This is a genomic window from Chloroflexota bacterium, assembly GCA_026706485.1.
Classification (GTDB): Bacteria; Chloroflexota; UBA11872; order UBA11872; family UBA11872; genus JAJECS01.
Map to the genome: position 1 here is coordinate 194128 of JAPOYR010000004.1, position 19730 is coordinate 213857.

Consider the following 19730-nt stretch of genomic DNA (forward strand, 5'->3'; position numbering starts at 1 on the left):
GTCAACCTCCGGATCCGTCAGGTCCGATTTGGACTTCCAACAACTCCTCGCCCCAGAGCACCGGGCCGTCGTAGATCTGACTGATTTCCTTGATCGCCTGGCTGCGGGCCTGCGGCTCGGCCAGCCAGGGCGGTTGGTGGTTCACCAGCAGGCGCTTGACCCCGGCGGCGGCGGCGACCGCGGCGCAGCCCGCGGTGTCGGACTCGGCCAAGAGCGAACCTTCCCACTGCCGGCCCGCCAGGGCCACGGCTTCCATGATGAGCAGGTCCGCGCCGCGGGCCAGCTCGATCACCTCGTCGCAGGGGCGGGTGTCGCCGCTGAAGACGATCACGCCGTCGTCGGTCTCGAATCGGAATCCCAGGCAGGTGAGATAGGGCTGCGCGTGGCGCACCTCCGCCGCCGACACCGACCAGCCGTCACCGCCGGCGACGGGCCCCGGCACGATGTCGTGGGCCTGCATCTCCGGCGGGGGGCGATCGCCGGCGCCGCCCCGGCTGTGGTAGGCGCCGATGCTCATGGGGTGATTGGTGCGCGCGACCACGTCCAGCCAGAGCACGCCCTCGTCCGGACCCATGAGCCTGCGTGTGAATTCGGCCGTCGGCGGCGGACCGTAAACCTGCAACGGCGTCTCGCCGCCGATCGACATATCGAACCGCGTCATGAGGAAGCAGGGAAAGTCGGCCATGTGGTCCGAGTGCAGGTGGGTGAAGAACACCCGGCTGACATCGGTGGCCCGCAGCCCGGCCTGATAGAGCTTGAGGGTGGCCGCGGGGCCGCAGTCGACGAGCAACGTTTCCTGGCCGACCTGCAGGGCGAAGGCCGTTCCCCACCGGCCCGGCATGGGCGTGGGGACGCCGCAACTGAGGACGATCAGCCGCGCCATGTGAGGCTCCCGCCGCAACCCTCGCGAATCGGCGTGCGCTTCACGACCAGCGTCGCGGGCCGTCGCGCGAGGCGCCGTAGGCGTCGGCCCGGGCGACGCGGATGACCTGGGTGCCGGCCGGCAGATCGTGCAGGGCGCGGGTATCGCGGCGGCGGAACATGGAGTACACGTCGCCCAGTGGACCGAGGATGAGCAGGGTGGTCAAGAACGGCACTTGCTCCGTCGCGGACTGGGGCACGACCTGCCAGGCAAAGAGGAGGACCAGCTGCACCGCCTCGCGATTGAGCACCGCGATGGGCCCCGGCGGCTGGCCGTCGCGGTCGACCAGGCGCAGACCCATGCCCAACTTACCCAGCGTGTAGCCAAGCGCGGACTGCATGGCCCAGCGATAGACGAACGGCACAGCCAGCAGCCAGACCACCAGACCCGTGAGATCGGATTCGGGGGTGGCCTCCGCGGTCGGGGCCACGCCGGCGACGGACACGGCCACATACACCACGAAGTAGGCGATGGTGAAATCAATCAACCAGGCGCCGACGCGGCGCAGGATGAGGCGCATGTCGCCCCCGAACAGCACCGGGCGGGGCGGCGGCTGGCGCGGCGGCTCGTCGTCGGGCGGACCGAGATCGTCCGTATCCGACTCCGGGGGCCTGGGGCTCGCCGGATCGCTGGCGGTGCCGTCGCCGGTTCGCGTCATCGCACGTCCACAGTCACAAGCGCCCGGCGAACATCGCCCGACGCAGAGCGAAGGCTCATGCCGGGCAGTATCGCACCGCGCCCAAAGGTCGGGTGACCCGTGCGGCCCCACCGGAATCTGCGATCCCGACCGTGCCCCAGCCCACAAAGGGCGCTGCGCGCGGCCCCTACAATGCGACTACGTCCCGCCGGCTGATGGAGAGCGCCATGCAATACCAAATTAAGGGCACGATCACACCGCACCTCGAAGTTCAACTCGGACCGGGCGAGACCGTCTTCACCGAGTCGGGCGTCATGGCCTGGATGGACGAGAGCATCGAGATGAACACCGGCGGCTCCGGCGGCCTTGGCGGGATGTTCGGCCGCATGATCTCCGGCGAAGGCCTGTTCGTGACCAAGTTCAGCAGCCAATCGGGCGGCGGCATGGTGGCCTTCACGCCCGAAGCTCCGGGGACGGTCATCCCGATCGAGCTGGGCGCCGGCGAGTCGATCATTGCGCAGAAGGATGCCTTCCTCGTCGCGGAGGAGTCGGTGACCTTCGAAGTCACGTTCAACCGCAAGCTCGGCGCCGGACTCTTCGGCGGCGAGGGCTTCATCATGCAGAAGTTCACCGGTCCGGGAACCATGTTCGCGGCCATCGGCGGCGAGGTGCAGGAATACGACCTGGCCTCCGGGCAGACGCTCAAGGTCGACACCGGCCACCTGGCCATGTTCGAGCCCAGCGTCACCTATGACATCACGCGGGTGAAGGGCGTGACCAACATGCTCTTCGGGGGCGAGGGACTGTTTCTCGCCACAGTCACCGGGCCCGGCAAGGTCTGGCTGCAGCGCATGCCGCTCTCCAACCTCGCGGGCGCCATCATGCGCTTCCTGCCCAAGCCGCGCGCCGGCGGGGACTAGGCCGAAAAAGGCGCGATCCCGGTGATGCGCATCCGCCGCGTCGAATCCATTCGGCTCGACCAGTACTTGCTGGTCGAGATTGAGACCGACAGCGGGCTCACGGGTCTGGGCGAGGCCGGCGCCTGGGGATTCCTGGAAGCCTCGGAAGCCGCCATCGAGAAGTTCGCCCGCTACCTGGTCGGCAAGGACCCGCTGCGGATCGAGCATCACTGGCAATACCTCTATCGCTGGAGCGCCTTTCGCGGCTCGGCGGTCATGGCGGCCATCAGCGCCATCGACATCGCCCTCTGGGACATCGCCGGCAAGCACTTCGACGCGCCCGTCCATCAGCTGCTCGGGGGACAGGTGCGCGACCGCGCCCGGGTGTATGCGCACGTCTTCGGCGACACGCGCGAGAAGCTGCTGCGCGGCATCGCCGAGGCCCGCGACGCCGGCTTCACCGCCGTGGGGCACCTCACGCCATTCCTCGACGAGCCCTACGAGCGGCCCTTTTTCCAGACCCACGCCCGCAAGGTCGGCGACGCCATCGACGCCGTGCGGCAGTACCGCGAGCTGGTCGGCGACGAGGTGGACCTGTGCATCGAAATCCACCGCCGCATGACGCCGGCGGAGGCGGTGCAGCTGGGACGCGGCATCGAGCCGTTCCACCCGTTCTTCTTCGAAGACCCGGTGATGCCGGACAACCTGGACGAGATGGCCTACGTGGCGGCCAACACCGCCGTGCCCATCGCCACCGGCGAGCGGCTCACGTCGCTGTGGGAGTTCGACATGCTGCTGCGCCGCAACGCGGCCCGCTATGTGCGGCCGGACGTGTGCGTGGTGGGCGGGATCACGGCCATGAAGAAGATCGCCGCGCTGGCGGAGGCGCAGCACGTGGGCGTGGTGCCGCACAACCCGCTCAGCCCGGTGTGCACGGCGGCGTCATTGCAGGTCGCGGCCTGCATTCCCAACCTGGCGCTGGTGGAATATCCCAGCGGCGAGGACGATTTCCCCAAGCGGGACATGGTGACGGGTATCGCCGAGCACGACGGGCAGGGCTATCTGCTGATTCCGGACCGCCCGGGCATCGGCGTGGAGCTGAAGCCCGACGCGCGCACCAAGGTTCCCTACGTGCCCCGCGAGGTGCACACGCGGCTGCACGTGGACGGCTCGGTGGTGGACCAGTAGGCAGTGACCGTCCGGTTCCCTCTCCCTTCCAGGGAGAGGGTTAGGGTGAGGGTCAAGAGCACCGCCTAGCGGCGACCTCCCAGCGGCACGTCTCGGCCCTCGTCCAGGTCCAGCCGGTCGAAGTGCCGCGTCACGTCGGTGCGATGTCCGTGGCCGATGTTATCCAGGAACTCGCGGTACCAGGCCTCCCACTCCGGCGTCGGCGGCCCGCGAGTCATCATCATTTCGTTCCAGGCGGCGATCTCGTCGTCCGACCGCTCGGTCATGTTGGCCTGGACCCACGCCAGCATCTCGGCGTCGGTGGCGTTCGCTGCCACCGCGGTGTGAAAGTCGTCGACCTCGATGCCCAGGAACTCGAACAGTTCGACGGAAAACCCGTGCCGCGACAGGTATTCGCCCAGGGCGCCGGCCGCATCGGCGCGGGCCTTGTCGATGGCGCGCGGCAAGAACACGATGCCGCCCAGCGAGGCATAGGGACTGCGCGGCACGTCACGCGTGAGGTCCATGGGGTGGTCTCCGAATCGGGTATTGGGCAGGAGTGTAGGCGGTGAACGCCCCCCTCCGTCATTCCGGCGAAGGCCGGAATCCAGGATCCGCTGTCAACCGGCGCTGGACCTACCGATCCGTCGCACCGTCGACGACGGCCTGCTGCATGTCGTCCAGCGTCACCGGCGGACCATCGTGGCTGAGCACGCCGTAGAGATGTTGGATTGGACGCACGGCACGGATGCGCACCTCGCCATCCACAACGAAATAGCGCACGCGGTCTCCTGGTCCAACGCCCAGGGCTTCCCGAACTGCCTTCGGCAAGGTGGTCCGCCCCGTGGATGAAATGCCTGATTCCGGCATGCGGCGGTGCTCACGACCCATCGGACCCGCCCCCAGACAAGTACCGCTGGCGCAAGACATCCATCTTCTTGACTTGGCCGTCGGAATCGGTGAATCGCCAAAAGTTCCAACCGTTAGCAGCAGGGCCCTTGCCGCGATAGCCGCCAGCAAGCCACACCGCATTTCCGGCAAGTGACAGCGACTGGAACACCCTTTCCTGAAACTTGATGCTGCCGTCGGTTTCTATCCGCGCCGTGTAGGCCTGTCCGCGATACCTACTCTGCAATTCGAGCGGCGGCTGAATGATCCCCTCAGCAATGAGGTGCCGAACTCGAACGAGTCGCGAAGTTACACGATTCGGCTGCGCGTCCACTGGCTTCGGCTTGGGTTTCGGCTCAGGCTCGGGATCGGGCACGCCGCCGTGCACCAGCGGAAACTCGAAGTGCGCCCGCACCCGACGCAGACTTGAAGCCACATCCTCATCCGTCAGTTCGGCCTCGCCCTCTCTCAGCAAGCGCACGAAGGATTCATCCGGCACGCGGCCGAACAGCCTATTCAGCGCCTTGTGCACCTGCCGGTCAACGAATTGCGCGCGCCACTGTGCCTTCAGCCGGTCCTTGGGTCGCCCGCTGCGGGATAGCAAATCGAGAACCTCACTGACGCTGTGGTTGTCATCAGTCACCCGAACGGCATGAAAGAGCTTCTCGCTCACCGGAACGGGCGCGTGGGTGTTATAGATGCGGTAGTCGTTGCCGTCGGTCAGCACGACCCATTCCACGCCCGCCATGGTGGCGTAGCTCACGATCTGGCTTGCCCACTTTTGATCGCCCAAGTTCTTGCCCAGCGCCTTGGCCTCCACGAAGAGGCTCGGCTTTCCAGCCTCCATCAGTGCATAGTCAACTCGGCTGTCGGAGCCTTGGAAACCGTATTCCTGCCGAACTTGCTCAAGGTCCCCGACGCGCCAGCCAAGAGCGTTGAGCAATGGGTTGATCAGGCTGGCTCTGGTTTCCATTTCGGTGATGCCCATTCCCTCATAGCGCTCGATGAGCTCGCGAATGTTCGGCAACACATCCCGCACAGCGCTCACGATGAACAAGTCTCCATACCGTGTGTAGGCCCGTATCTTACTCGCCGTCCGGATTGTCTGGCCCTACCCAAACCGCCTCGCCAGCGTCCGGTAGAGCCCTGGCCACACCCCGTGGAGCCAGATGGGGAGTCGCAGCCAGCCGGGCACGACGACCTCGTCGCGTTCGCGCTCGATGGCGCGCACGATGGCCTCGGCCACGCGCTCCGGCGGGATGGGTCGGGGGCGGCGGCGGCGAAACGGGCTGCCGCGCCGCGCGAAGAACTCCGTGTCCACGACGCCGGGCGACACGGTTGACACCCGCACACCGGATTGCTGGACCTCGTAGCGCAGGCCCTCGCTGAACGCGAGCAGGGCGGCCTTGGTGGCGGCGTAGAGCGCCTCGTCGCGGACGCCCACGTGCCCTGCGATCGACGCGACGTTCACGATGTGGCCGCGCCCGCGCTCCAGCATGGACGGCAGCAGCGCGCGCGTGAGCCGCACCGCGCCCAGCAGGTTCACCGCCGCCAAGTCGTCGATCTTGTCGGGCGGCATCGCGGCGAACGGTCCTTCCCAGCCGATGCCGGCGTTGTTGACAAGGATGTCCACCGGCGCGGGTTCCCCCAACGCCGCCGCGGCCAGCTGCTCGATGTCCGCCGGGTCCGCCAGGTCCGCGGCTACGGCCGTGCCGCCGGTGGCATCGCGGATCGCGGCAAGCGCCTGGGGATCGCGCCCCGTGGCGATCACGCGCGCACCGGCCCGCGCCAGGGCAATGGCCGTCGCGCGGCCGATACCTGCCGTGGCGCCCGTCACCAAGGCCGTCGATCCGCGAATATTCATCGGTACCGGATTAGTTTCCGCCTGTGATCGCCGCCGCTCGGAGCGTATCGCGCTGCCGCCAATCCATTCGCGGTGAGCCCTCGTGCCAGTTCGTGGTGAGCTTGTCGAACCACGCCCTTCGACAAGCTCAGGGCGAACGGGAGGCCGGCAAACTCGCCGCGCCGAGACGCGGTTTGCCTCGGTGCTTGGCGCGCGGCACGATCGAGCACTCGCCTCCCCTGCACGTGGGCCTTCCATGACCACCAGCGCCGCCGCGCCGGCCGAGCTGTTCGAGCGCTACCGGGACGACGTGGACGCCGCGTTGCGAGCGGTCTTCAACGGCTTGGATTCGCCACTGGCCACCATGGCGCGCTATCAGCTTGGCTGGGTCGATGCAGAGGGCCACCCGGTGCAGGCCAATCGCGGCAAGGCGCTGCGCCCCACGCTGTGCCTGCTCACCTGCGAGGCCCTGGGCGGCGACGTCGAGGCGGCGCTGCCGGCGGCGGCGGGCGTGGAGCTGCTGCACAACTTCTCGCTGGTGCACGACGACGTGATGGACAACGATCTCCTGCGGCGCCACCGCCCCACCGTGTGGGCGGTGTGGGGGCAAGCCAAGGCCATTGACGCGGGCGACTTCATGCACGTGCTCGCCACGCTCAGCGTCCTGCGGGCGGGCACGCCGCACGACGCCCGCGCCGCGCGCGACGCCGTGGAAGTGCTGACCCTGGGCTGCCGACGCATGACCGAGGGGCAATACCTGGACATGGCCTATGAGGACGAGGATGCGGTGACGGTCGAGGACTATCTGCGCATGATCGACCTCAAGACCGCGGCGCTAATCGGCACGTCCATGGAGCTGGGCGCGGTCTTCGCCGGCAACGATCCGACGGTGCGCGAGGCGGTGCGCGAGGCCGGCCGGGCGCTAGGCGCCGCCTTTCAGATTCGCGACGACTTCCTGGGCATTTGGGGCGACCCCGACGCGACCGGCAAATCCGTCGAGAGCGACATTCAGAAACGCAAGAAGACCCTGCCCATCGTGCACGCGATGACCGAGGGCGCCCCGGCCGACCGCGACCGCCTGCGAACCGCGCTCGCCGATCTGGACGTTCCGCCGGACACCGCGGAGATCGTCGCGCTGCTCGAGCGGTCGGGCTCACGCGCCTACGCGGAATCGTTGGCCGAGGAGTATCACGCCGTGACCCGCGATCTTCTCTCGGACGTGCCGCTCAGCGCCTGGGGCGGCGAAGCCCTGGGCGCCCTGGCGGCGTTCACCGCGCGGCGAACGGTCTAGCGCGTCTCCGCCAGCGCGACCAGCGTGGCCTTGTTCTGCGAGGCCTGCTCGTAGAGGTCAATCAGCGCCGCCGCCAGCGCGTGCGGCTCGTGGTGATGCGGCGCCGCCGGGTCCACCACGTCGGCCAGCACCGCCTGCACGCCCGCGTCCAGCAGCTCCACCTGCGTGGCCGGATCGCAGGTGACCAGCCGGGTGCCGCTGCCCTCGGGCAGCTCAACCTGCGTGTTGCTGTTGCCCAGCATGTATTGGAACAGATCGGGCCCGACGTGCCGCGTGCAGCAGTAGACGTGCTCGGCGGGTCCAAAGTCGTCCGTCTCTCCAAGCTCGGTGGCCACGTTGCACACATAGACCTTGACGGCGCGCGAGGCGCGGATCGCGGTGGTCAGCCGACCCACCAGCAGGTTGGGAATCACGCTGGTGAAGACGCTTCCCGGACCCAGCACCACCATGTCCGCCGCCAGGATCTCCTGAATGGCCGCCGAATTGGCCGCCACGTGCCGCGGCTCAATGAATACGCGCGAGATGGGCTGGCCGGACGACCGCAGCTTGGACTCGCCGCGGACGATGCGCCCGTCGGCCAGCTCGCCCACCAGCCGGATGTCGGAGTGCGTGGAGGGCAGGATGCGCCCGCGCACCCGCAGCACGTCGCTGAGCGCTCGCACGCCGTCCTCGAAGTGCCCGCCCTTGAGCTCGGTGGTCGCCGCGATGAGCAGATTGCCCAGGCTGTGCCCCTGGAGTCCGCCGCCCCGGCTGAAGCGATAGTTCATCACCTCGTTCATCAACGACTCGGAATCGGCCAGGGCGGCCAGGCACTGGCGCACGTCGCCCGGCGGGGCCAGGCCAAACTCCTCCCGCAGCCGTCCCGAGCTGCCGCCGTCGTCCGCCACTGTCACCACGGCGGTGATGTTGTTGGTGTGCTCTTTGAGCCCTCGCAGCAGGATGCCGAGCCCCGTGCCGCCGCCGATGGCCACGATGCGCGGACCGCGCTGCAGCCGACGGCTTTGGTAGAGGGTCTCGGCAATGTTGTCGTCGGGGCTCACGACCACCGAAAGCACCGTGCGCCCCAGAAGGAACCCGCCGGCGACGACCCCCGCCAGCCCCAACCCGCCGACCACCAGCGATCGGAAGGGATGCTCGATGAACTGGAGGGTCATGTAGTAGACCACCGAGCCGGCCGGTCCCGGCACGTCGATGGTGCGGTAGACGTAGGCCAGGAACATGGCCAGCGCTAGCGCCAGGATGACCGTGCCGGCGAAGATGAGGAGGATGTAGCGCTTGACGCCGATGCCGAGGGTTAACCAACGTCGTGAGCGCATGCGCGGACGAGCCTCCAGCAAACAAACGAGCCCGCCGTCGTCGCGACGCTGGGACTCGGCGGCGCGGAGAACCCGGGGTGGCCCGGGAGCCAATTATACGCCTCGCGCGATGCCACGGCCGCCTGAACGGCGTGTTTTCGCGGCGAATTTCGTGCGCCGGCTGTGCTTGACTCAGCGCCATTTCTCCGACGCCGGGCCGTATGGCGCTGGCCGTGATACCGCCGGGGACGCGTGAGCCTCAGCCACCCTCGCAGAACGGCAAGTTGAGCCTGAAAAGATCGTTGTCCGCCACATCTCGCAACCCCTGCGGGATGCACCCCGTGACCGAGATTCCCGCGAGCCGAAGCAGTTTGAGGTTGTTCAGCCGACCCAGCTCGGGTGGGAGCTCGCCGCTCAACGGGTTGTCTCGGAGGAGCAAAGCCTCAAGGGCGGCGAGGCGACCGAACTCGGCCGGGATCGGGCCGGTGAGTCGGTTCCCGTGGAGGTCGAGCCGTTCCAGGCTTTCCAGGTTGCCCAGCTGAGCTGGAACCGTCCCGGTCAACTGGTTGCCGGGGAGTTCCAGCCGTTCGAGATTGTGGAGCTGGCCCAGCGCCGGTGGGATCTCGCCCCGCAACTGGTTGGAACTGAGCTTCAGCACCTCCAGATTGATGAGGTTCGCCAGTGCCGGCGGAATTGCCCCACTGAGCTGGTTCTCATGGAGCATCAAGGTCTTCAGGTTGGCCAGGCGGCCCAGCGCCGGTGGGATCTCACCCCGCAATTGGTTGTGACCGAGTTCCAGCTTGGTCAGATTGGCGAGGCGGCTCAGCTCGGGCGGAATCTCACCAGTCAGCTGGTTGTCGGTGAGGTGGAGGGCGGCCAGATTGGAAAGGCTCCCCAGCTCTGGCGGAATCTCACCCCGCAGGTGGTTGTAGTCGAGCCCAAGCACGGACAGATTCGCGAGCCTCGCCAGCTCGGGCGGAATGCGCCCCGTGAGCCGGTTGTGCATGACCAACAGTTGCTCCAAGCCGGCCAGCCGGCTGAGCGCGGGCGGAATCGGTCCCTCCAATTGGTTCGAATAGAGCCGAAGTCCTTTCAGGTTGGAGAGCTCGCCCAATTCGGCGGGGATCGTCCCACTGAGCTGGTTTGCACTGAGCACAAGCTGTTCCACGTTGGTCAGGCGGCCAAGCGCCGGCGGAATCGCGCCGCTCAACTGGTTCCCGTGGAGCTGCAGATGCGCCAGGTTCGAAAGGTTGCCTAGTTCAGGCGGGATCGTCCCGCTGAGCCGACAGCGCCGCAGCGAAAGCCACCGAAGATTGGAAAGGCCGCCAAGCTCAGGCGGGATCGGCCCGTGCAGCTGGTTGTCGCCCAATCCGAGCCATTCCAGGTTGGCGAGACCACCCAAGGCTCGCGGGATCGCACCAGTGAGTTGGTTATCTTCCAGGTTGAGCTTGCTGAGATTGGCGAGACGGCCGAGCGCCGGTGGAATCTCGCCGGCCAGGTGGTTGGAAGAGAGTTCCAGCACCTTCAAGTTGGCGAGACTTGCCAACTCCGGAGGAATTGTGCCGCTGAGTTGGTTGTCGCCCAGCAGCAACCGTTCCAAATTGGCTAGGCGGCTCAGCGCCGGCGGAATTGCGCCGTTCAACTGGTTCCCTTCGAGCCCGAGCCATTTGAGATTGGCAAGCTGGCCCAACTCGGGCGGGATCGCTCCAGTCAACCGGTTGTTTCGGAGCCCCAGAAACTCGAGGGTGGCAAGCCGGCCCAGCGCAGGCGGGATCGTCCCGCTGAGCTGGTTCTCATGCAGCCCCAACCAGTCGACACTGGCGAGGAGGCCCAACTGCGGAGGTATCGCTCCCCGCAACCGGTTGTGCTCGAGCCCCAGCGTTCTCACGTTGGTGAGACCGCCCAGCGCGGGTGGGACTTCTCCGCTCAACTGGTTGTGATGGATCCAAAGGTGCTCCAGGAGTGCAAGGCGCCCCAGCTCCGGTGGAATCGCGCCACTCAACTGGTTGGTATTGACGTCGAGCTGGGTGAGGCTGGCGAGGTAGCCAAATTCGGGTGGGATCGCGCCCCGCAGCTGGTTGTGACTGAGCGTCAACCGGCGCAGCTTGCCGAGGAAGCCCAATGCGGGCGGGATGGTCCCGCGCAACCGGTTGTCGTGCAAGTGCAACTCGATGACCTGCTCGAACTCGTCCGCCATGACGCCATGCCAATCATTGAGCGGCCGCTCGCTCAGCCAGTTGGCGTTGTTGGCCCAGTTTGGTCCGTCGGTGGCGTGGTAGAGCCGGATTAGCGCTTCCCGGTCGGACGCCGGCGGGAGCGGCAGCGACGGAGGCGGCGCCGGCGTTGACACAGGTGTGGGTTCCGGAGGTGGCGCGGTCGTGGGCAGCGCGAACACGGGAAGTCCGGCGATCTCGTGCTGTACAACGGGCGCCTTCGCCGCGTCCGGGATGATCACGTTGCTCAGCCGCTTCACCTTGTCCGGCACGTTCTGCAGGTTCGCGCGCCCAACGGTCGTTCCCGGCGCGGGCACGTTCCAGATCACGAACACCGTCCGCTGCGCTCGCAACATCTGCAGGCCCTGGGGATGGCCGTTGACTTCCCGCTCCTCGTAGCGGATTGGCAGGCCGTAGAGATTGAGCCAGTCGGGCTCGCTCAGGAACCGGTCTTTCATGGCCGCGTTTTGGTCCAGCAGCACCAGGTGGTTCTTGGTGATCGTGGCGAAGTCGGCGCCCTGATCGGCCTCCAGTACCTGGTGGGGCGGGACGTTGGGCAGCTCGACGTCGGGATAGCGATTCGCCAGCACGTCGAGCGTGTTGTAGTAGTTCATCCGACCTTTGCCGGGATCCCATTGCAGGATCACCTTCTGGAAGGCCTGCAAGGTGAACGGGCCGCGCGCCCAGCGCTGGCTGACGGGATAGCCGATGGCCTGCAGGTCGCGCTCTCGGACGAAGTCCCAGAGCGGCACGCCGCCGGCATTGGTGACGGCGAAACCGTCGTTGGGATCAGCCGTATCGCCGCCGGTGATGGTGAAAAGGCAGCCGTCGTCGAGGGGGACGCCCTCGCACTCCAGCGCCGCCGCCGACGGCCAAACGGTCAGCGCGGCCGCGGCGACGATGGCCAGCACCGCCGGCGCCACGCGCAGGCGGCGCCAGGGTTCACGCCGGTGGAGCTGTGGCATGGCGATCGTCACTCAGGGATGCGGACAGTCATTGGCGCCTCCGCCAGCGGCGGCCAGCACTCCGCAACGGCAGTATGGCCAACGCCCTGGCGACCGGCCAGCGTCGGCGCGCGGTACCCACAGGCCGCGGCAACCGTAAAGACCCTGGCCCATCGCCGGACGCGTACTATCCCCTGCAATCAACCCTGCGGCATTCCCCTCGTGAGCCAATCCCCGTCTCCCGCGATCCAGCTGTTGGCCTTGGACCTGGACGGCACCATCGTCAGCGGCGAGCAGGGCGTCACGCCGCGGGTGCGGACGGCCATTCGCCGCGCCCAGGCGCGGGGCGTGGCCGTGACCATTGCCACCGGGCGCATGTTTCGCTCGGCGCGGCGGTTCGCCCGCGACCTGGACGTCACCGCGCCGATCATCTGCTACCAGGGCGCGCTGGTGCGCGACCCCGAAAACGGCGAGACCCTGCACTCGAGCGTGCTGCCGGTCCAACCCGGGCTGGACGTCGTGGCGTATGCCAAGACGCGCCGCTGGCACATCAACGCCTACGTCGACGACGAGCTCTACATGGAGGCGGCCACGCCCGAGGGCCGCTTCTACGCCGAGACCTCCGACGTGCCGATCCGCCTGATCCCCGATCTCGCGGCCGCCGTGCACCGCGGTACCACCAAGCTGGTGATCGTGGCCGACGAGGCCGACGTGCCGGCGATCGTGAACGACCTCGATGAGCGCTTCCGATCGGTGCTGGACATCACTCGCTCCCATCCACGCTTCGCGGAAGCGATCGGGCAGGACGTGAGCAAGGGCCAGGCCCTGCACTTGCTCGCGCGGGCGCTGGGCATTGCGCCCGAGGCGACCATGGCGATCGGCGACAACCTGAACGACCTCGATCTCGTCACGGCGGCCGGCGTCGGCGTGGCCATGGGCGACGGTGATCCGCGCGTGCGGGCCGCCGCCGATTGGGTCACCGGGACCTACGCGGACGACGGCACGGCGCTGGCCATCGAACGGTTCGTGCTGGGCGAGGACGGGGCGCCGTGAGACGGCAACGAGGGCCACGCGGGCCTGAAATCCAACGTGTCATTCGCTCTCCGGTGGTAAACTAGGGCTAACCACCCCAGTTGCTTCGGCGGCTGGGATAGAGGCCGCCTGCGGGCGGCCTCTGCTACGTTCCGCGTGTGGACGCCAACCTCTACGTGGACGGATTCAACCTCTTCTATCGGGCGCTGCGACACACGCCTTGGCGCTGGCTTGACCTGCAAGCTCTTAGCCTCTGCCTGTTCGAGCCCGAATTCACGCTCCGCCGCATCCGCTATTTCACGGCGCTCATCAGGAGCGGATCCCATAATCCACAGAAGGAGATTCGGCAGCAGACCTACCTGCGCGCGCTGCGCACGATCCCACAGTTGGACATTCACGAGGGGCGTTTCCAGTCAAACACTGCGAAGCGGCCGCTGGCAGCCCCGCGATCAGACGGGCAAGAGTTCGTCAGAGTCATCGAGACTCGAGAGAAGGGCTCGGACGCCAACCTGGCGGCCTATCTCACGCGCGACGCCGCCAAACGCGACAGCCAGGCCGCGTTCGTCGTCACCGGCGACTCCGACTTCGTGGATGTCATTCGCATGGTGCGCCGGGAGTTCAACTTTCCCGTCCATGTGATCGACCCGCAGCAACACGTGAGCCGCCGCTTACGAGACGCGGCAACCAGCTATCGACTCCTTGACCACTCCCTGCTTCCTGAGTGTCAGTTCCCCGTCAAGCTCTTGGATTCCCACGGCACGATCGCGCGGCCGTCAGCGTGGCGGGCCTCCGGCGAGCGGTGAGTCGGCCGCCCCAGGACGGCGGCCAATGAGTCGCTCCACGCTACCCACCGAGGCAGCCATCGACCGCTGCGCCCAAGTCATCGCCGGCGGCGGGGTGGCGGTGGTGCCCACCGACACGCTTTACGGCCTGGCAGCCTGCATCACCAACGCTGAGGCGGTGGCGCGCGTGGCCGCCATCAAGGGCCGCGCGCTCGGAACCGGCATGCCCGTGCTGCTGGCTTCGTCGGAGCAGGTCGCGGTCGTTGGCACTGACGCGCCCTTTCTCGACGAGCTTGGCGCCGCCTTCTGGCCGGGCGGCGTGACCCTGGTGATCCCGGCCCGGCCCGAAATCGACTCGCGCATCACCGACGCGCGCCGCACGGTGGCGGTGCGCGTGCCGGGCATGGCGGTTACGCGCGAGATCTGTCGACGGGCGGGCGCTCCGATCACCGGCACCAGCGCCAACCGCCACGGCGACCCGCCGCCCACCACCGCCGCCGAAGCCCGCGCCGCGCTTGGCAACGCCGTGGACGCGCTGCTGGACGGCGGACCTGTTGGCGGCACCGCCTCCACCATCGTGGATCTCACCGGCGACCGCCCGCGCATCCTCCGTGCCGGCGCGGTCTCCTGGGATGACCTGCGCCGCATTGCGCCCACCATCGCGAATACGCCGAGCGGCGCGCCCTGATGGCCACGACATTTGGCGCTGCGGCGATCGCCCGTCGCTTCATGCGAGCAGTGCCGGCGGCCAGTCCGCGCGTCCGGGCCTGGCTGCTGGCTGGTTTTTTGGCCGCAAATATCGCGTTGGCGCTCCTTCCAGCGGGTGACGCGCAGCGCCTCGGATGGCTCGGAGAGGCCGCCTGGCTCAGGGAACTGGACGCCGAAACGGAGGTCTCGCTGGCAAACACGTACTCCGTGGTCGTTTGGGCCGTCATCGCCGCGCTGGGACTCGCGCAACTCGCCCGTCCCACGCCCGCGGACGCGCGCAGGTGGTTGCGAGTGCTCGGCTGGCTGAGCGTGGCGGTCTTGGCCGCGCTCGTGGCGCTCGAGGAAGGTCTCAGTCGGAAAGACTGGGTCGTCGCGGACATGGCCTGGATTGACGCGGCGACCCTGGGGCGTGGCACGGTGCCACTGGAGCCCCGCTGGCTCGTGGTGGCCGTGCCGCTGTTCGCTCCGCTGCTCGCCGCGGCCGGCTGGGTCTTCCACACGGATCAGCGCGGCCATCCCGCTTTGCGGCTGTGCACCCTGCTCGCGGCGGTCCTCCTGGTGGAAGCCGTGGCCCAAGACGCGTTCAACGTGCTCAATATCCCGATTCCCGCTTGGCAACAGTTGATGGAAGAATCCGCGCAAATCGTGGGCGCCGCCGCGCTGGCGGTCATCCTCGTGGAGATGTTGGCCAGACCGAAATCGGCCCACGCGGCACGCGAAATGTCCGCGGGGGAGCGCTGGGTGGTGGTCGCGGTGGGCGCGGCGCTGCTGGCGGCTGGCGCGTTCTCCCTGATGTCGCACCGATACCTCAAAGGCGACGGTTGGGAACTCACCGCTCCACGGTTCTACACCGGCCCAATCACGTTGGTTGAGCAGCCGTTCAGGGTGCACCAGGACTACCTCTCACGCATCGACGTCTGGGCGTATGCCGACGGCGGTCCACCTGGCGCAACGGCTCAAATCTTCGCCCGTCTGACACCCGAGGGCTCGGATCGCCCGATCCGCGAGAGCCGCGCCGAGGTCCATGGCGCCCGTTTCAGCAACGCGACGGCCACCTTCGGTTTCGATCCCATCCCCGACAGCCGCGCGAAGGTCTACACGCTGGCCGTGGGCACCCTGCCGGGTCCAGTCCCCTGGGTGTTTCTTGGCATGAACAGCGGTGACACGATCGCCGAGGGCGCAGCCTTGGTCAGCGGTGCGCCAACGCCCCATGCCGATGACCTGGCGCTGCGCACCGCGTGGACCGGTCGCTCAATTGTCGAGATGTGTCCACGGGACGCACGCCACTGGGGGCTCATTGGCGAAGTGATGCTCCATATCTTCGTGTGGGTGTTTCTGGTCGTGGCCACCTGGTCGGGGCTCTCCGGCCACCGGCCTCGATTCTGGCGACGCTTCGTATGGCCCGCGGTCGGAATCACCACCCTGGTCACCGCCTGCCTTGTCGGCGGCACCCTGGCGCTTCTGGCGGTGGTGTCGCCCACGCTATTCGCGTGAGCGCGGGGCGATGCACGCTGTGCGCCGCTAGCCGATCCCGACAATCCCGTCGCGGAATCCGTAGCGAGTTCGCGCGGTCCTGACCAGGGGGACCAGCGCGGCGGCGGCCACCCTCGCCGTGGTTCGAGTCGCCGGCCACGAATGCGGCCGAGGTTGCGTAGGTCTGGCGCCTAGCTGGAGATGGCTGAAGCGTTGGGGGCGGAAAAGGCCGGGCGGTGCCGTGGCGTTCCGCGGCGGAACCCCCGCTGCCGCCCCTGCGGCGTCTGATCTGGGCCTTGCGTCATCGCCCGCTGCGCGTTCCACGGTTTACGGATAAAGCGGCGGCCGAGTCCGCGCACAATCTCCCGCCACTTCTTTTCTTCTTCTGGCGTGACGAAGGTCACGGCCTCGCCGGAGCGGCCCATGCGGCCGGTTCGTCCGACCCTGTGGGTGAAGAGTCTCTCGGAGTCGGGCAGGTCAAAGTTGATGACCTGCTCGATACCCTGGATGTCCAACCCTCGCGCAGCGACGTTTGTTGCCACGAGCACCGGCGTAGTCCCAGACCGGAAGTCCGCCATCATGCGCTCGCGTGCGCGCTGGCTGAGATTGCCTTGCAGCGCGCCGGCGGGATAGCCCAGCGCCGCGAGCTGTTTGGCCAGCTTCTTCACACCGTGCTTGGTCCGTCCAAACACGATGACCGGCGCGTCTTTTCGATCATCGAGCAGGGTCCGGAGCGCGCCCAGCTTGTCGTGCCTCTTGATCGAGTAAATCAGGTGCTCGACGGTGGGCGGCGCATTCACGTTCGCGTCCACCTGAACCGTCACCGGGTTGCGCAGGTGCTTGGCCGCCGTCTGCGCCACCCAGCTTGGCATCGTCGCTGAAAAGAGCACCGTCTGGCGGCTGGGGGGCGTCCGGTCGAGAATGGCCTCAACGTCACGGGCGAACCCCATATCCAACATTTCATCCGCTTCATCCAAGACCATGACCCGCACGCCGCGCAGATCGAGCGTGCCCTGCCGGAGGTGGTCAAGCGTGCGGCCCGGCGTGCCGATGACGATCTGGGCGCCGCGTTTCAATGCCGTGTGTTCCGGCCGCAACGACCGGCCGCCGTAGAGCAATGTGACGCGCATCCCCTGTGGCGAGGCCAAAGCCTCAACGATGCCGGCCACCTGTATGGCCAGCTCGCGCGTGGGCACGAGCACGAGGGCCTGGACCCGGCGGACCGACGGGTCGCAGCGTTCGGCAAGGGGCACCGCGAAGGCCAGGGTCTTCCCGGACCCGGTGCGCGCCTGCCCGATCAAGTCATGCCCCGCCAGGAACTGGGGGATGGTTTCTTCCTGTATGGGCGTGGGCGCCGAGATGCCCATGCGCGTAAGGGCGGCTCGGCTGGCCGCACGCAGGGCAATCCCTGGAAACGCTGATGAGAAGTCGGGAGCGTCGGCAGCGGTAGGAGTGCTCGTAGAGCGCGGCTCCGAGTCACGCGCCCTTGGCGCGGCGGAAGATCCGTTGCGCCGAGCGCTGAAGCACGGTGGACAGTACACCGGCCGGTCCTGCCGTGGTCGGAATGGGACGGTGGTCGATGTGTCGCAGTCGGCGCAGACGGCCGGATGGCCGCCGGAACGGCGGGGACGACGTGACCGGGTCGGTCGAGATTCAAAAGACATACAGACATGAACTCCATGGGCGATGCAGGGTGAACACGGCGATTCAGCGCGGGGCGAGGAGACAAACGGACAGGAGTTGTACGAGGGGTAATCCGCCGCCGGGTGAATCCCAGGTGCGCCGATTGTGGCGCCTGTATTCACCCTAACAGACCGCCGAGGTGTCATGGGGAGGGTCCCGATTCACCAAATGTCGCCAATTTCGCCAGCCGCTGCACTAGCCGATCCAGAGAACCCCCAATCGCGACCCGTGTCGACTGCGCAAGGCCTTGTCCAACGCGGCCGGCGCGCCGGCGAGCCGGGTCTTGCCATGCCGCCGATTCGCTGCGTACCGTCCACCCAATCAACCTGGGCGCCTCGACCGGTTCCCACTTTTGAAACGGACTCGCTGATATGCGCGTGGGCGTGACCGGGGTCGGCCGCATTGGTCGACCGCACGCCGAACGGCTGGCAGCCAACCCCGACGTTTCTGCCGTTGTGCTGCACGACATCAACGCGACGCTTGCTTCCACAGTAGCCGCCGATCTGGATATGCAGGCGGTCGCGGATATTGACGCGCTCCTGTCGTCCGTCGATGCGCTGGTGATCGCCGCCATCACCACCGCCCATGCCGACCTGCTCAGCGCGGCCGTCGAGGCCCGTGTGCCGGTCATGTGCGAAAAGCCCATCTCGCACGACCTCGAGCGCGCCCGCGACATCGTGTCCCGCGTGCATGCCCTCAACGTTCCCGTCCTCATGGGCTTCCAGCGCCGCTTCGACGCCGGCTATCGGGCCGCGCGCGATCTGGTCGCATCCGGTGGGCTTGGAACGCTCTACACCTTCCGCACCGCTGGCCACGATCCCGAACCCGCCAGCGAGTCCTACATCGCCGGCTCCGGCGGAATGTTTCGCGACTTTGCCGTCCATGATTTTGACGCCCTTCGCTTTGTCACCAACCAGGAAATCGCGCGCGTCTACGCCGACGCCACCGTGCGCGCCTTCTCGGTTTACGAGCGCTACGACGACGCTGACACGGCCGTAGCCACGCTCACCCTCTCGGACGGTGCGCTCGGGTTGGCCGGCTACACCCGGCACGACCCCTTGGGCTATGACGTGCGCATGGAGCTATTTGGCTCCCGCGACAGCGTGGTGGTCGGCTGGGACGACCAGGCGCCCCTTCGCTCCCTCGAACCCAACGGCCCGCCGCTTCACCCCACGCCCCACGCAATGTTCCACGACCGCTTTGCTGACGCTTACGCCGCCGAAATCGCGACATTCCTCGATGTCGCCCGCGGCCGCATGTCGTCGCCCAGCACCGTTGACGACGCACTCGAGGCTCTGCGCGTCGCCGTCGCCTGCAACGTCTCCCTACGCGAACGCCGCCCCGTCGACCTCTCCGAAATCCCCTAGCACCAGCCGCTTACGCCAAGTGGGCCAGCCCCGGGTCCGCGTGGTCCGGCGCTTCCCCACGTTCGTCACTCACTCTCCCGCTCCGGCCCCACGTTCCGCGCCAGGCCCGGAGCCCCGCCGCGCCGAGGACGCCCCACCAGGGTCCCGGGATAGGCAGCTGAGCCGCCGTTTGCGAGACGCGGCGACCAGGTATCAACTCCTCGACCACTTCCTGCATTCAGAGTGGCGGATTCCGTTTCCGATGTCGGATCGCCACGGAACCATCACCCAGCCAGGGGTCGTGGGAGTGAACGCGTAGTCGCCGCGTCTCGCTTGACCGCTAGCTCAGTCGCAGCATCCCCAACCACGATCCGTGTCGGCCGCGCACTGCCTTGTCCAGCGCCGCGAGCGTCCCGGCGACCACGGCCACTCCCGCCGCGCCCAGCAGCTGCGTCCCAAGCTGGTAGATCTCGGGGCTCTGCACGGCGGCCACCGCGCCGGGTACGCCACCGGCCACGAATGCCGCGCTCACGATGCGCGCGAAGCGCCGCAGCACCCCCAGCTTCAGGCTGTAAGTCGTCGTCATCGGCTGTCCCTTCATCCAACT

At 67.6% G+C, this 19730-nt stretch carries 18 protein-coding genes; 8 read left to right on the forward strand and 10 right to left on the reverse strand.

Annotated features, from left to right (window positions below):
* Position 1: 1 nt before the first annotated feature.
* Positions 2–883 carry an MBL fold metallo-hydrolase gene (locus OXG79_03435; protein ID MCY3782821.1) on the reverse strand — a complete coding sequence of 294 codons (882 nt, stop codon included), beginning with the start codon at positions 881–883 and terminating at the stop codon, positions 2–4.
* A gap of 40 nt (positions 884–923) precedes the next feature.
* Positions 924–1580, reverse strand: coding sequence for an RDD family protein (locus OXG79_03440; GenBank protein ID MCY3782822.1), 657 nt, complete (start codon positions 1578–1580; stop codon positions 924–926).
* 206 nt (positions 1581–1786) lie between these two features.
* Between OXG79_03440 and OXG79_03445 the strand changes: the two genes are divergently transcribed.
* Together OXG79_03445 and OXG79_03450 are read left to right on the forward strand one after the other, a co-directional pair.
* Complete coding sequence (locus tag OXG79_03445; protein ID MCY3782823.1) at positions 1787–2479, forward strand: TIGR00266 family protein; 693 nt, start codon at positions 1787–1789, stop codon at positions 2477–2479.
* 24 nt (positions 2480–2503) lie between these two features.
* Positions 2504–3646, forward strand: coding sequence for a mandelate racemase/muconate lactonizing enzyme family protein (locus tag OXG79_03450; protein ID MCY3782824.1), 1143 nt, complete (start codon positions 2504–2506; stop codon positions 3644–3646).
* A gap of 65 nt (positions 3647–3711) precedes the next feature.
* Here OXG79_03450 and OXG79_03455 read toward each other — a convergent pair whose 3' ends face one another.
* The 4 genes from OXG79_03455 to OXG79_03470 form a co-directional block, all read right to left on the reverse strand.
* On the reverse strand, positions 3712–4152 hold the full coding sequence (locus OXG79_03455; GenBank protein ID MCY3782825.1) for a DUF5069 domain-containing protein: 441 nt from the start codon (positions 4150–4152) through the stop codon (positions 3712–3714).
* Between the two features lie 109 nt (positions 4153–4261).
* Entirely contained in the window at positions 4262–4495 is a 234-nt protein-coding gene (locus OXG79_03460) for an AbrB/MazE/SpoVT family DNA-binding domain-containing protein (protein ID MCY3782826.1), read from the reverse strand.
* A gap of 10 nt (positions 4496–4505) precedes the next feature.
* Complete coding sequence (locus tag OXG79_03465) at positions 4506–5561, reverse strand: type I restriction enzyme HsdR N-terminal domain-containing protein (GenBank protein MCY3782827.1); 1056 nt, start codon at positions 5559–5561, stop codon at positions 4506–4508.
* Between the two features lie 63 nt (positions 5562–5624).
* Complete coding sequence (locus OXG79_03470; protein ID MCY3782828.1) at positions 5625–6377, reverse strand: SDR family NAD(P)-dependent oxidoreductase; 753 nt, start codon at positions 6375–6377, stop codon at positions 5625–5627.
* A 235-nt stretch (positions 6378–6612) separates the two neighbouring features.
* Between OXG79_03470 and OXG79_03475 the strand changes: the two genes are divergently transcribed.
* Complete coding sequence (locus tag OXG79_03475; protein MCY3782829.1) at positions 6613–7647, forward strand: polyprenyl synthetase family protein; 1035 nt, start codon at positions 6613–6615, stop codon at positions 7645–7647.
* Here the strand turns inward: OXG79_03475 and OXG79_03480 are convergent.
* Together OXG79_03480 and OXG79_03485 are read right to left on the reverse strand one after the other, a co-directional pair.
* A complete protein-coding gene (locus OXG79_03480; GenBank protein ID MCY3782830.1) occupies positions 7644–8963 on the reverse strand; it encodes a YvcK family protein in 1320 nt (439 codons plus the stop codon). The two genes, OXG79_03475 and OXG79_03480, sit on opposite strands and share 4 nt — an antisense overlap.
* 238 nt (positions 8964–9201) lie before the next feature.
* On the reverse strand, positions 9202–12120 hold the full coding sequence (locus OXG79_03485) for a hypothetical protein (GenBank protein MCY3782831.1): 2919 nt from the start codon (positions 12118–12120) through the stop codon (positions 9202–9204).
* 201 nt (positions 12121–12321) lie between these two features.
* On the opposite strand from OXG79_03485, the gene OXG79_03490 reads away from it, so the two are divergent.
* From OXG79_03490 to OXG79_03505, 4 genes are all read left to right on the forward strand, one after another.
* Positions 12322–13152: a Cof-type HAD-IIB family hydrolase gene (locus OXG79_03490; protein MCY3782832.1), complete on the forward strand. Its 831-nt coding sequence runs from the start codon at positions 12322–12324 to the stop codon at positions 13150–13152.
* Positions 13153–13289: 137 nt separating this feature from the next.
* Positions 13290–13934, forward strand: a complete 645-nt coding sequence (locus tag OXG79_03495; protein ID MCY3782833.1) for an NYN domain-containing protein — start codon at positions 13290–13292, stop codon at positions 13932–13934.
* Between the two features lie 25 nt (positions 13935–13959).
* Positions 13960–14601, forward strand: coding sequence for an L-threonylcarbamoyladenylate synthase (locus OXG79_03500; protein ID MCY3782834.1), 642 nt, complete (start codon positions 13960–13962; stop codon positions 14599–14601).
* On the forward strand, positions 14601–16115 hold the full coding sequence (locus tag OXG79_03505; protein ID MCY3782835.1) for a hypothetical protein: 1515 nt from the start codon (positions 14601–14603) through the stop codon (positions 16113–16115). The genes OXG79_03500 and OXG79_03505 overlap by 1 nt, the downstream gene beginning before the upstream one ends.
* 170 nt (positions 16116–16285) lie before the next feature.
* On the opposite strand, the gene OXG79_03510 is transcribed toward OXG79_03505, so the two are convergent.
* Complete coding sequence (locus tag OXG79_03510) at positions 16286–17461, reverse strand: DEAD/DEAH box helicase (GenBank protein ID MCY3782836.1); 1176 nt, start codon at positions 17459–17461, stop codon at positions 16286–16288.
* A gap of 687 nt (positions 17462–18148) precedes the next feature.
* On the opposite strand from OXG79_03510, the gene OXG79_03515 reads away from it, so the two are divergent.
* Positions 18149–19144 carry a Gfo/Idh/MocA family oxidoreductase gene (locus OXG79_03515; protein ID MCY3782837.1) on the forward strand — a complete coding sequence of 332 codons (996 nt, stop codon included), beginning with the start codon at positions 18149–18151 and terminating at the stop codon, positions 19142–19144.
* 319 nt (positions 19145–19463) lie between these two features.
* Here OXG79_03515 and OXG79_03520 read toward each other — a convergent pair whose 3' ends face one another.
* Positions 19464–19724, reverse strand: a complete 261-nt coding sequence (locus tag OXG79_03520; protein MCY3782838.1) for a hypothetical protein — start codon at positions 19722–19724, stop codon at positions 19464–19466.
* Between the last annotated feature and the right edge of the window lie 6 nt (positions 19725–19730).

Coding starts and splice junctions, on each gene's coding strand:
- OXG79_03460 (MCY3782826.1), bottom strand. CDS start 4,495: ATGCCGGAATCAGGCATTTCATCCACGGGGCGGACCACCTTGCCGAAG.
- OXG79_03470 (MCY3782828.1), bottom strand. CDS start 6,377: ATGAATATTCGCGGATCGACGGCCTTGGTGACGGGCGCCACGGCAGGT.
- OXG79_03500 (MCY3782834.1), top strand. CDS start 13,960: ATGAGTCGCTCCACGCTACCCACCGAGGCAGCCATCGACCGCTGCGCC.
- OXG79_03520 (MCY3782838.1), bottom strand. CDS start 19,724: ATGAAGGGACAGCCGATGACGACGACTTACAGCCTGAAGCTGGGGGTG.
- OXG79_03435 (MCY3782821.1), bottom strand. CDS start 883: ATGGCGCGGCTGATCGTCCTCAGTTGCGGCGTCCCCACGCCCATGCCG.
- OXG79_03515 (MCY3782837.1), top strand. CDS start 18,149: ATGCGCGTGGGCGTGACCGGGGTCGGCCGCATTGGTCGACCGCACGCC.
- OXG79_03505 (MCY3782835.1), top strand. CDS start 14,601: ATGGCCACGACATTTGGCGCTGCGGCGATCGCCCGTCGCTTCATGCGA.
- OXG79_03455 (MCY3782825.1), bottom strand. CDS start 4,152: ATGGACCTCACGCGTGACGTGCCGCGCAGTCCCTATGCCTCGCTGGGC.
- OXG79_03485 (MCY3782831.1), bottom strand. CDS start 12,120: ATGCCACAGCTCCACCGGCGTGAACCCTGGCGCCGCCTGCGCGTGGCG.
- OXG79_03440 (MCY3782822.1), bottom strand. CDS start 1,580: ATGACGCGAACCGGCGACGGCACCGCCAGCGATCCGGCGAGCCCCAGG.
- OXG79_03450 (MCY3782824.1), top strand. CDS start 2,504: ATGCGCATCCGCCGCGTCGAATCCATTCGGCTCGACCAGTACTTGCTG.
- OXG79_03445 (MCY3782823.1), top strand. CDS start 1,787: ATGCAATACCAAATTAAGGGCACGATCACACCGCACCTCGAAGTTCAA.
- OXG79_03480 (MCY3782830.1), bottom strand. CDS start 8,963: ATGCGCTCACGACGTTGGTTAACCCTCGGCATCGGCGTCAAGCGCTAC.
- OXG79_03510 (MCY3782836.1), bottom strand. CDS start 17,461: ATGGGCATCTCGGCGCCCACGCCCATACAGGAAGAAACCATCCCCCAG.
- OXG79_03475 (MCY3782829.1), top strand. CDS start 6,613: ATGACCACCAGCGCCGCCGCGCCGGCCGAGCTGTTCGAGCGCTACCGG.